This is a genomic window from Arenibacter nanhaiticus, from assembly GCF_900141935.1.
Taxonomy (GTDB): Bacteria; Bacteroidota; Bacteroidia; order Flavobacteriales; family Flavobacteriaceae; genus Arenibacter; species Arenibacter nanhaiticus.
The window spans coordinates 13,910-27,217 of the sequence record NZ_FQYX01000042.1 but is presented as its reverse complement, the minus strand read 5'-3'; the positions used below and the strand labels follow the sequence as shown (position 1 = coordinate 27,217).

Annotated in this window: 7 protein-coding genes; all 7 read right to left on the bottom strand. The window is 41.5% G+C overall.

Translation table 11 applies throughout. The features are described from left to right. Positions 1-256: transposase (locus tag BUA16_RS16765; RefSeq protein ID WP_245795592.1), on the bottom strand; the 256-nt coding region annotated here is incomplete at its 3' end. A 572-nt stretch (positions 257-828) separates the two neighbouring features. Then, entirely contained in the window at positions 829-1,308 is a 480-nt protein-coding gene (locus BUA16_RS16760) for a DUF4625 domain-containing protein (RefSeq protein ID WP_072765885.1), read from the bottom strand. 53 nt (positions 1,309-1,361) lie between these two features. Beyond that, positions 1,362-2,135, bottom strand: a complete 774-nt coding sequence (locus tag BUA16_RS16755) for a DUF4625 domain-containing protein (protein ID WP_072765884.1) — start codon at positions 2,133-2,135, stop codon at positions 1,362-1,364. 17 nt (positions 2,136-2,152) lie between these two features. Continuing rightward, positions 2,153-4,486 carry a TonB-dependent receptor gene (locus BUA16_RS16750; RefSeq protein WP_245795591.1) on the bottom strand — a complete coding sequence of 778 codons (2,334 nt, stop codon included), beginning with the start codon at positions 4,484-4,486 and terminating at the stop codon, positions 2,153-2,155. A 317-nt stretch (positions 4,487-4,803) separates the two neighbouring features. After that, positions 4,804-5,046, bottom strand: a complete 243-nt coding sequence (locus BUA16_RS16745) for a hypothetical protein (protein WP_143150546.1) — start codon at positions 5,044-5,046, stop codon at positions 4,804-4,806. Positions 5,047-5,469: 423 nt separating this feature from the next. Beyond that, positions 5,470-11,241, bottom strand: coding sequence for a T9SS type A sorting domain-containing protein (locus BUA16_RS16740; RefSeq protein ID WP_084668550.1), 5,772 nt, complete (start codon positions 11,239-11,241; stop codon positions 5,470-5,472). A 3-nt stretch (positions 11,242-11,244) separates the two neighbouring features. Further along, a complete protein-coding gene (locus BUA16_RS16735; protein WP_072765880.1) occupies positions 11,245-13,305 on the bottom strand; it encodes a fibronectin type III domain-containing protein in 2,061 nt (686 codons plus the stop codon). Positions 13,306-13,308: the final 3 nt, after the last annotated feature.

Here is a 13,308-nt window from a genome sequence, read left to right as displayed (position 1 = left end):
CTTTTATCTTGGCATTGAATGATTCTGCCGAGGCGTTTGTGCTTCTGTTGTTAAAATAGTACAAAATCGGTTTGTAATGGATTTGGATAAACCTTACAATGGTATTGAACGAATTAAAAATTGGGTTTCTTACTTCGTTATACCAATGTGCCAATTTTAGTCTTGCTACATTCTTGTTCGTATTGTTTTCATAGATATAGCTTAATGCTCGGGCCAACTTATAGGCTTTTTCAGTAGTTGGGTGAAGCTGAAACAATATTTCCGCTCTTTCTATTTGTCCTGCAGTCCATTTGGTCTTTGGTTTAAATAGAAGCTATCGACTCCTGGCCAGTAACTGTCTATGGGAATCTCCGTTAGCAAGAAGTTCTGGTTTATGCGTTTGTTTTGTTTTTAGGGCTTCTTCAATGGCTTTATTTTGGAACTAGTCCTTGCGAAGGGGGGACGAAGCAATCTGCCGCTGTTTTCCTTATTCTTCTTGAAATTGTTTTGCTCCCAAGGCCAAATTAAATTAAAGAGCTGTTTTATGGACTCGCTCCGCTGAAAGTTAAATTAAGATCCGACCTTGGGGATTGGTTCGTCCGGAAATTCAGAAAACCATAGGTGTCCTAATCAACTTATAGGTATGTTTTACATGGCGGCATTACTCCGCGTTAGGGACCGAAGCGGCATCCCCGCAGCAAAGCTAGGGATACAGCAAAGGGCCCGCCCGACGAAGGAGGGAACGCCCCAATAACTATGCGAATTAGAGGCGCGATACATAATGAAAGGGGAGGGCAGGTAGGTAGGAGTGGGCAAATAGCTACCAATAGGCCCGGTCTTCTCCTTTATTTATTCGATAATTTTTATATCGACCGAAGTTCTACTTTGCCAACCGGTCTCATCGGTGACCGAAAATGCGCAATGGTAATCCCCGGTATCCGCATCCTTGGGAATGGTGAAACGGATATTGATCTCATGGGTAGTTGGGCTATTGGGAATGGAATAGTTTTCCATGAAAATAACCGGATTGACCGCCTTTTTTATAGCACTCAATTCGCATTTTTTCCCTTGGTCGTCGTGGGTGTGATGGTCAAAATTATGGTGGATGTCCAAACTATAGGCGGCCAGGGCTTTATTATCTGTTACCATCGCCCTAAAATTATATGTCTGTCCTTTCGTAAGTTGAGAACATGCCTGGGGAAAGCCGTCTTTATAATTAATACTAATGGTGGGTTTTTCCAAGTCCTTGTCCGTATCTTCCTCTGTGGAGCAGGCCCCGACAAATAGTAGTGCGAAAAATAAGAAATAGTATTTTGTGATCCGTTTCATGCTGTGAATTTAAGCCCCATAGCACAGTAGAAATGCTATGGGGCATGGTTATTTTATTGCTTGGTTATAGTTATATGTGTTTCGTACTCCTTAGTGTTTCCGTTTTCATCTTCTAGGGTGAAAACCATATGATATTCCCCTGCAGGAGCCGTGGCCGGTACATCTATGTGTTCATGAAATTCTATTTGAGTTTTTTCATGATATTTGGTGTCGTAAACTTTTTTAAACGCCCATTCTTCTTCTCCTTCGGCCGGAGTAATTTCGTGGGCATGTATATCTAAGGCGATGTTGTGAAGACCATGAACAGCGTTTATGTTAAATTCTGCATGGAAATCCTTCCCTCTAACTACAGAATGGTCTATATGAAAACCATCTAAGGTAATTGGATCCAAAACCTGGATATGCCCATTTACCTCGGTAGTATTTCCCAACTTATCGGTAACCCTAAGCTCTATATGGTATTCCCCAGCAGGTATATTGGCAGGAACATCTATATGTTCGTGAAAATTAGGGTTGATGGCCTGGTATGTAGCCCCGGTAAATTCCTGCTCATAGTTCCATGATACTTCGCCCTCTTCTGGGCTAACATCATGGGTATGAATAGACAATGTTATACTACTTACTACGGCTTCGGCATTTATTGTAGCCTCTAAATGCATGTCCGATCCTTTATAGGCTATGGGTTCTGTAGAATGCGTACTGCCTTCCCCGTACTCAAAACCGCTGATAGTGGGAGCGTTTGGTGCGGTACTCTCGTCCTTTTCACAAGACAGAAAAAGGAGTCCGACAAAAGCGATGATTGCTAAAAATTTGAAATTTGATTTCATAATGGTTGTTTTAATTATTAATGATTTCTATTTATGGGAATTGTGAAGGACACGGATATGTTTCTACCCGGTTCCGGCACATCTATTAAGCGGTAAAAGCTGGTGTGATCGTAGAATTTGGTATTGAACACATTGTTAAGCTTGATCCATATTTGGGCCGGCAGCTTATTTTTAATAATGGCCAATTCTGTTGAAAAGGACATATTTAATACGCTATGGCCATTGGTCTGTTCTTCGGGCGGGACAATCTCGGTTTGTGCCGCGGTGATTCTATAATCTGCTATCAACTGAGGCCTTTTTAGAAAGCCAATTTTTTTAAATTTATAGCTGGCAGAAAACAGTCCCGACAATGGGGGGGAAAAGGGCAGGGTAAAGTTTTTTTTGGCCCCACTGGTCTGCCTAGCATAGACATACTCCCCGGAAGCCTCTAATTGCAGTGCGTTGTATAAAGTAGTACCGGCCTTTATTTCTCCCCCCATTCTAAAAACCTTACTTTGGGTATATTCGTAAATCTGTAGGGTTTCGAAGAATTTTGGGGTGGGATTTAAATAAATAAAATTTTCAAAAAGATTTATAAATGGACTTACCCCTATACTGAATTTCTTGGTAGTATGGTCTATTTCGATATCTAATTGATAGGATTCTTCCGAATCTAGGGCCAAGTTTCCTTTTTCATAACGGTACATATGGTAATTGACACCGTCCGAGGCCAGTTCGTTGGCCAATGGCATTCTAAAGCTCTTTCCGATATTTAGTTTATAGGTAGTATTTTTTCTATGGTAGCCTATCCCGGCCGAGGCACTGATATTTCCAAAATCTAGCGTTTTGTCCTGTGCTCGTTTCAGGTGTACGGAAGAAGTGCTGCCATCGCTATTGTTAACGGTAGACGGGTACCAGTCGTAATAGGATTTGGTGGCTAAAAAACCATAGTCGTACCGCAATCCGGTTTGAAAATGAACATTGGGTCCCCACTGAAATTGGTTGTAGGCAAATACCCCGGTAGAAAAGCGGTTATAGGCCGGAATCAGGAATCCCCATCCACCGATGGTATTTTGCTGTAGCTCCATATTGACCCCGCCGACGATGGTATTCTTCTCGTTTGGTTTAAAGGAGTCCCTTGCGTTTAGGGAGTAGGTGTTTTTATGGAATGCCCGCTCCTTGCTATCGGATGGTTTAGGCATATACCCATGGGGAACTGGTTCTGAATGTTCTTCTCTTTTATTGTTCTGATACCCAAGATCGAATTGGAAACTATGATTCCCGCTTACTACGGAAGTGTTATTGGTAATTTTAAAATGGTTCACCCCGTGGTAAGGAAGGTCAATATCCCTATTAGAACTGTCGTAATCAATCTTAGAGGTTCTCACTTCCAGACCGTGTGCATTGGCAAAAAATCCGTTTTTGGCATACACGTTACTGATGGTTGTTTCGGACTTTAGGTTGGTATGTACATACCCTAGGCCAAAGCTGGCATTGACTTCCTTCCCTGCGGTATTCCTTAAATGGTGATCGTGCAATTCAAAAATATAATTGTCATATTTTATTTTATCGGTGGGCACCTTATAGTCGCCATAATCCCGGTATGTTAACCTGCTTCTATAGAACCATTTTTCTTTTCGGCTTTGTATGCCTACGGAAATGCCAAGGAGGTCGTTATTGCTTTCGGCCAATAAGTTTAGTTCTCCGCTCAGGGAATTTTGAAAAGGTATGTTTGCTGGTGGTATGTCTACCACTCCGGCAATGGCATCGGAACCGTACAATAGGGATGCGGGCCCTTTTATGATCTGGATATTTTCTATGCCGTACTGATCTATTTCCAGGCCATGGTCATTGCCCCATTGCTGTGCTTCGTGTTTTATTCCGTTCTGTACCACGGCCACCCTATTAAAACCCAAGCCTCTGATAACAGGTTTAGACTGACCAGAACCTATGTTAATGGAGCTTACCCCGGGGATTTTATTAAGGGTCTGCATGAGGCTATTTTCCCTGTTTTTTTCTAGGAATTCCTTAGAGACCGCATGGGTTACCGAAGGGAGCTTCCTAGCATTCCTTCTGTTGGATTTGCCGTGCACGGCTACCTCGTCTAGGGCTGTTGCGGTCTCTGTTAAGACAACAATAGCCGCTTCCGTTCCTGGTCCTGCGGATATCAACAAAGTGTCGGGGGCGTAGCTTATGTGGGAAACTTTAAAGCTGTGCGTGCCTTTGGGGACATTGTTGATTATGAAGGCTCCCGTCGAGGAGGAAATGGCAAAGGATTTTTCGCCAATAATATTGGCGCCTTCTATGGGGTCTTGGGTACTGGCATCTATCACAGATCCTTTTATCTGAAAAGAATCTTGCGCACATGCCATTGAGCATAGGGCAAAACAAAGCCACATGCACCGAATTTTATGGGTCATGATTTAAAAACTAAAAGATTTATATTATGGTCCCGAAAGTGGGATCTCGAAAAAGACTATACATATAGGTATAGGAATGCAGAGGACGAGATAGCTAGCGATTTTATTGCCTTGTTACAAGCAATTGGTCCTAGCAGCCCTATTCCAAGGCAAAACAGTTAGTTGACATGTTTGTAGGTATTTATAAGGTATAGATACCCTTGAATAGCCTACAAAAAGCAATTAGCTGCGCCAATGGCACTCTTAAAAAATAACATGTATAGAAATGCTTAAGATAAAAAAGGAGGAGGGCGCGAAAAGAGCTGGTCGGTGGCAAGAGTACCACAGCTCATAAAACTATAGTGGGTCTTTAGTGTTTTTGGCGCAAAAAATTCCTTGTTTTCAATAACGAAATCCTGTGCCTCCGGGCTAATTGCCGGGGTTAAATTATGGGTGATGGCCTGGTCGCAAATCATACAATGCAATGCATGATCCTTGTCATCCGTATGGGAAAGCACATGAAGCCCTGCCATTTTCATCGAAAGGAAAAGGACAAGGAATATATAAGAAATGCTATATTTTAGACGACCATTTTTCATCAAACACAAACGTAACTAAATACAGGGATTAATCTATTAATGTAATGTTAATTTAAAGAGGAGCACGGCCCTTGGGCGTGTAATGCAATTGTAGTCGCTACAGTAACGATGGTCCTTTAGGATAGGTTTTAGGAAAATGGTCGGTATATAAATATGAGTAGACTTTAGGATGTTATTTAGGGCGTTCCCTCCTTCGTCGGGCGGGCACTTGGCTATATCCCTTGCTTTGCTGCGGGGATACCGCCGCGGTCCCTAACGCGAGGTTGTCCTTTTAGACACCTTGGAGATTTAAACAATCATAAACAAACCTAATTTATTGCTTTTTTTTGAATAATTTCAAGCCTCTATTAATAGGTGTTATTTTATAATGATCTTGCGTAACGCATTCCCATAGGGCGTTTCCAGTAAAACTGCATATACCCCCGACGGTAATCCGGAAAGGTCAAAGGGAATACTATATTGTTGTTGTCCTCTAGCTTTTTCGGAGGCCATAATAGCATTATTGGCAAAACTAAAAACCTTTAAACTTATTGCTTCCTTCTCTGTAAGGCTCACGCTTGCGGTAAACTTTCCGCTAGTAGGATTGGGATAAAGGATAAAATCATCAATCTGTTTCTGATTGTTTTTGTCGGTTCCACCGGTGTCCGAAGCTGATTTTTCCAATACTAGTACTTTTTTCATCTGTCGGGCAACGCAATTTCCCCTACTTGTTTCTATCCCAATTTCATATTCTCCAACTTCGTTAAAGACTATTTGTGCCTGATCCTCATCGGTATGTAGTACGGTGGCTTCTCTGGGTAATATCCAATGCATGCTTTCTGGTAACGGATAACTAATATCTACGGCAATTAAGGTTTCACCTATAAAAACCTGACTGGAGACCGCGAATTCTGCGCTAATTTCATCAGTACTTGTGGTTATTTCTATACTATCTGTAGCGGTGCAACCATTAGCGTTTTCTATGCTGACGGTATATCTCCCAGTTTCTTTAAGGGTAACTTGAGCCTTAGAACTACTAAATCCATTATCGGAAGTCCAGGAATAGCTGGCTGATTTATCGGATATACTGGCATCTATAGTCAGTTCTTGTCCCGAACAAATGGTTTTGTCTCCACCTAGATCTACGGTTAATGGGAGGGGAGCTTCCAAAATATAAGACCTTGTTACGGGACCGTTATCGAGTCCGTTAATGATAACGGTATAAGTCCCTTCTGATAAATTGTGAATGCTATTGGTCGTTGCACCCGTACTCCACGCATAGGTATAATTACCATTGCCCTTGTTTACTAGTAAGGAGATACTTCCGTTGTTAGCCTCTATGCAGCTGGGTTGTACCATGGTGTTTTCAACGATATCGGGTTGCGTAAGTAAATAGGTTTCCGTAACGCTACAGCCATGGCTATCGAAAATAACAACCTTGTAAGCATCTGCAACGAGATTGGAGACATTAGCTTGGTTACCTATGACTTTACCATCAGAAAGCCGGGTCCATTCGTAATAATAAGGAGGTAAACCACCATTCATGGTCAGACGTATTTCCCCATTATTAGCTTCATAATCGGTACAATCGTCAATATTGGCATTTGCTATTTTTAAAGCATTGCCCGGAGCATTGATCTTTATAGTTTTTTCCGTAAAACAACCTTTACTATCTATTACTGTTATGCTATAATCACCGGCAGTCAAGAGATTTAGATCTTCCGTATCGGCACCATTGTCCCATAAATATTGATATGGAGCGGTACCTCCGCTAACAGAAATATCTATTGCGCCAGAATCATTTCCGTAACAATAAATATCAGAAGAACTATTTACGGTAATCGTTAGTATTTCGGGTTCGGTTATACGAATAGGGGTAGTAGTCATCGCAATGCCATTTGAATCTGTAATCCTTGCAAAATATTCTCCTGCGGGTAGGTTGCCTATGATTTCCGAATCCTCGGTCAGACCGATCTCCTTGCCGTTAACGGCTTGAAACCATTCATAGCTGTAGGGGGAGCGTCCTCCGGTTACATTTGCCATTATTTCGCCAAATTCATCCCCATAACATTCCAAAGCTATTGTTTGGACAATAGAGGCGTCAAGTACTGCTGGTTCAGAGATGGCAATGGGAGTGGAAACCAAAATGCAACCCGCCTCGTTATGCAGGTCATAATTTTCATCCGTAATGGTGAGGGTATATTCACCACTCACCAAATTTGTAATATCTTCCTCAGTGCTTCTAAAACCAGTCGGCCCCGTCCAACTATAATTTAGTTGTCCACTACCGCCAAAGGCGCTTATGCTTATAGCCCCATTGGCAGCATTGGCCTCAGATAATGGGCGTACTTCGTCTAAGACCAATCGGAGGGGCTGTGGTTCGTTGATAGTGTTTAGGGTGGGGGCAATAACTAAACAACCCTCTGCATCTTGTACGCTTATAGCATAGGTATCGGGAGGTAAGTCAGAAAAGGTTTTTATCTCCTGAAAGTTAGTGCCGTCCAACGAATAAGAGTAGGGCGGGGTTCCCCCTATAACCTCAATTTGGAGCGCGCCGTCACTTCCTCCAAAACAGGCTACATCGGTAACAAAAACATGGTCTATTGCCAACGCCATTTCGGGTTGTGAGATGCTAATAGATGATGACACCGTGGTGCTATGTTCATCGCTCACAGTTACAATATAACTGCCTGCGGCAATTCCGCTAAGGTTGGGTCCGTCACTTTTAACGTTTGTTGGAACCGGGCTGCCATCGGCAAAGGTCCATAAATAGTGTAGCGTTCCAGTACCGCGAACCGAAGTGCTGATACTGCCGTTGGACAAACCAAAACAACTGACATGTGTAACCTCAATATTGGTAATAGTCAGTGGACCGGGTTCTTCAATTATAAAAGTTTCTGTTAAGGTGCAATTCCCCTCAGCCGTAATGGTGACTTGGTAAAAACCTGCTGAAAGCCCCTCTAAATCCTTGGTAGTCACACCATCGACCCCTGGGCCGGTCCAGGCATAATTATAATTAGTGGCATCTGTGGAAAAAGCCAAGGCAATGGCGCCATCAGTACCATTAAAAGAGCTCGAATTTTTTACAATGGTAGCGGCCCGATCTAGTACCGGAGGTGTCTCTTGGGTAACTTCAATGGTTTCGGAAAACTCACAACCTTTGGCATCCCGTATCGTTACGATATAGGTTCTAGGCGATAATTTGCTAAAGCTTGGGTCTGATTGATAGTTGTTGAAGACGTCATTAATATGGTATTCATAGCCTGTAGCGGTAGGCATAGGAGTACCCCCGGAAACGTTCGTTATCTGAATGGTTCCAGAATTAAAGGTGTCGCAAGCGACCCCAGTGGAAGTGATTGTCGCAGTGATAGGGGAAGATTCCGCGATGATTACATTCTGACTGCTATTTACTTGATTTTCATTATCTACTTCTACTAGGTTTAGAGAGTAGGTACCTGGGGCCAAATCTTCCAAGGAAATAGTTCGTTCCATAGTAGTTTCTGTAGCAACTGTTAAGCCGTTTGGACTTCCATCATTTAAAATCCAATGAGCCGTAATGGAGCCGGTTCCTTCGATAGTAGCCGTTAAGGTTCCATTATTAAGACCATAACAAGCATCGGTACCAGAGAAGGATAGTACAGTCAAGGGGCCAGGTTGATCGATGATAATGTCCGGAGATATTATTTCACAACCATTGTTATCGGTTATGATGGCGTTGTAGATACCAGCTTCCAATCCGTTAATGGAATAAGGGGAAGTAGGGTCTGTATCCGTAAACATGGAATTTTCTTTTTGCCAATAAATGTTGTAAGGGGCGGCTGGTGTGGGAAAAGGGGTGCCACCCATAGGAGACAACGCTATAGAGCCCTGATTGCCGCCATGGGTGGTGGCGTCTGTTTTGGCAATAGAGAGCTTTAATAATGACGGCTCGTCTACGGTAATATTATGAAGGGTATTGGATTCGCATCCGTCCTGGTTACGCAGGGTAATCCTGTAGGTGCCAATCCCCAAGTCTGTGATGGAATTTCCCTCTAAGGGAATCCAATCTGTTTCTGTAGGGAAGAGCTCCAAAGTGTATTCATAGGAGGTGCCTCCCGAAACACTAAGCTCGATGCTACCATCCTTAGAATCGTAACACTGCGTAGGCTTGGGTGTGGCACTAATAATGGCTACAATAGTGGGGTCATTTACTTGAATAGATGTAGATACCACATACGTCTCATTATCAAAGTCCGTATCGGAGATCCTGCCCGAGGAAACCCTCAAGACATAGGTGCCAGGATCGGAAATGTTGTTCAAAACAATATTGGGTTTATGGCCATATTGAATGGCAGAAGCCGTTCCATTGCTAATCCATTGATAGCGGTAATTAGCATAGAAGTCGGATACTGGGACGCTAATGCTAGCATAACTTCCTACACAGCCAAAGGGAGTGGTTACAGGATTTCCCAAGCTAGGGAGGGTATCTGTGCCAATAACTAAGTTTGGGGACTCTTGTAAACAACCATTGCTATCCGTTATTAAGATCCGGTAAGTACCGGAAGATAGATTGTCAAAGGAAACCGCCATCCCTTCGGGAATATAAACCTGGTATGGCGTTGCAGGAATCACTTCAAAAATATTGGTTTGTGGGTTAAGGTAATTTAACGAATAGGAATAAGGTGCAGTGGCACCGGAAAACTCTACCCGTACCCCTCCGTCCGCTGCTTCAGCTGTGGAGGTTGTACTGGCCGTGGGATTGAAAAATACGATGGGCGGTACAGTTGCCGAAACAGTATATTGATAAGTTTTTCCATTACAGTTTTTGTCGTCAGCAGTGTAAATGCCTCTTACGAGTACTGACTGGTTATTGTCGGTTGACTCTATTTCTAAAATATTGTTTTCTCCAGTGACTAGAACCCAGTTAATACCGTTATCTAAACTATACTCATAGGAATAGCTGCCTTCAGGAACAAGGTTATGACCGCCCGAAGCAGTATTTTGAAGGTTAAATATCGCAGGATTACCACATGAAGCATCGTTAAAAAAATCAGGAACCGTCGTATCCAATATTACTTGGCTAGGTTGTTCTATGGTAAAGGGTTCAGTAATACCGCTACTTTTAACTATAGCATCTTCACCATTACCAGCATCGTAGAATTCTTGGTATATGATCTTATAGCTTCCATAGGCGAGACCAACCGATACGGGGCCACTAAAGGAGCCACTTCCATCATTATCAGGAGTTAGTTCGTCTAAAATTTCTTGTGTGATGGCCTGTGGGGGATTTTCCTTGTTTGGGTCGAAATCTAAATTTGCTGTAGAATCATATACAAAATAACGCATTTTATACTGATTTTTCGTATCTACATTATTTTCAAAAGTTAGGGTTACACCACCGTCGGATGTATTGAAACAAGTGGCATTCTCAGTTGATATGGATTTTAGTGTTGGGGAGCATGCTTTAATGTCGAAAGTAATTGGATCGGAATAATTAATATTAAGGGTATTTGAAATTGGCTCCACGTATCGAATTAGAAAGGAAATATTATCCTCAGGTGATAATCCTGGGATTTTCGAAGGATCAAAAGAAAATTCAGCCCAATGTTTTCCATAAGGAAGGAATTCTTGTTTATTACCGAGATCGCCATTAATGAAATATTCCACGGCATAATTGAAAGTCATGCATTGGCTGTTTTCTAAAACCTTTATAGTTTTTATATTACAGTATCCATTAATATTATTGATAGAAGAATTGTTAATTTGATTTACATCGGGGATTTTAAAAAATCTAAAGTGACCGTATTGGATGTTAAGACACTCAATCATACTTGGTAAATTAATTGGTTGACAGGGGTCTGTGGCTATATTTATCTCCTGATCCATTGTTGGGCAACTTTGGTCGGTATTGGCCATCGTAATCCATATTGATGAGATATTACTATTAGAAATAAAGAAAATTGTTTCCTTGGCATTTATATAAGGGGCTTGGTCATAATATAATTCATCACCGTTAGCACTTATTTGGTAAACTAAATCAGATAAATTTGATGGAGCATTGGAACTAGGTGATATACTTATATCTTGATCGATATAATATCTATTTTGTCCGATCATGGTCGATGAAAGAAGAACAAATGCTATAAAGTAAATTTTCAACATGCTTTTCATACCCTAATATTTTAAATTAATCTGCTTTATCATAGAGGTTTGGCCACCATTCAGGATTAATTGAATTCCATAGGTGTAATCCGTATTGACCTCTAAGTCTACATCGTTAAACCCCTTACTAATTCCTTCAAAAGTTTTATATAGTTTTAAATGTTTTAGGTCGGTCCCCCGGTACAAGCGATATTCCAAAACATTCGTAGCTACAGCTTTCCAGCTGAGGCTTATAAACCGTAGTTCGCGATTTACAGTTCCTGAGAATTTAATGTCATTTTCTTTTAAGGTTTTTCCATTCCACCTAACACTTATTGGCTTGGCGGGAAGGCTTTCCAATCCAATAGAATCCTTCGCGATTACCGTATAACTGTAAACACTGGGGGCTGAAATTGTAGTGTCAAAAAAGGTAGTATCCTGTATGGTATGAGATTTAAAAACCCTCTCCCATCCTTTTTCTTTGGAACCGTCTTTCTTTCTAAATACCTCATGTATTGCCACATCTGGACTGCTACTTGGAATCCAATTAACCCTAACCCCTTCACCGGAAACTTTGTAATTGTTTAAAGCAGGAGAGGATGGGGGATTTCTATCAGGTTTATTTACCACTAAAATCTCTGAAAATCCAGAACGGTTATACCTAAGGTCCTCTGCTGTTATTTTGTAGTATACTTTTCGGTTAAGATTTTTAAAGGAGACGGTGTCCGTATAGAATGCACTAACTAGGGTTTTATTGGTCAGTTCGCTGAATTCTACATTTGGATTATGACTTTTAAAAATACGATATCCACTCAAATCGTCTTCCGTATTTTGTTTCCAACTAAGTCTTATAATGCCTGTGGTGTCCATAATGGCTTTTAATTCAGTCGGTGGAGCAGGAGGTGTAGAGTCAATAGGTTGTACCAGGGATGAATAGGATTCGCTTTCTTCACCATTTTTACCAATCGCAACTACAGTAAAGTAATTCACCCTTTCCAAGCCATCATAAGTTACCTCCCTTGAGTTGGTATCTATATTGTCCAGCACTGTAATAAAGGGGCCTTTGTTAGTTTTAGCCTTACGAAGTTGAAACTTATTAATTAATGAATTTCCTTCATCTTTAAACTCCCAATGAAGTTTTACTTTGTTTTCGGAAAGAATTTCTTTTTTATAAATGCGGGGCGCAAAACCTAATGCCTTCAATGCTTTAACCTCTACAACTTCGGAGTTTGGTCCTGTTTCCCCAAAAGCCGTCTTCCCTTTAATCCGATAATAAAAGGTGGTGTTATTAGGAATAGAGTCCATGTAATACATGGATATTTCCTGTGAGTCCTCTAGCTGTTGGGCATTGAAAATGGGAACACCGTTTAACGGTTTAAAAGAAATATTGTCGTTGGATTTCTCAATGCTATAGTTCGTATAAAGGTGCTGTAACAAATTGAAATTCCAGCTCAAAGTAACCTTCTTGTCTTTAGAAATTCCAGTAAAACCAATAGGTTGAGGTAGGGGTTCGTATAAATCGGGACTTGCAAAAACAGAGCCTTTTAGAATAGATAATACACTTTGTTCGGGTAATGCAACCGATACGGAATAAACATATTTTTCTCCGGCTATTACGGTAGAATCCTCTAGGGCCCACCCTGCTAATTTAGAACCTTCATAATTCTGTTCCGCCGCCACTAAGGCAAAGGTGAATCGCTGTTCTAATTCGTCGTTTATGGCATATATAGACCCTATTTTACTTCCAGGTGGATCAACTTTGAAGGTGTTGCCAAAAAGAGCTTGCGCTAATATGGCTACATTCTGATCTTCATTAGCTAGGGTCTCCCATTCCTCTAGCACTTTTGGTTTCAGTGGATAGGATACTAATAATTTACGTGCTATAGGGATTACAGCCTCTCCATTACGGGAAATAGTGGCGCGTTCTATCCAAAATCCGAATTCATTGGCTTTCTTCCAAGCCAATGGCTGATCTACAGCCCAACGCAATAGGACTTTATAGGGTAAGGATCGCGCTATAACCTGTACGGAGGCAGATTCTTGAGCCCATAAACTAAGGTTTAATAAAAAGAATATTAGGATAAGTCTTTTCACGAT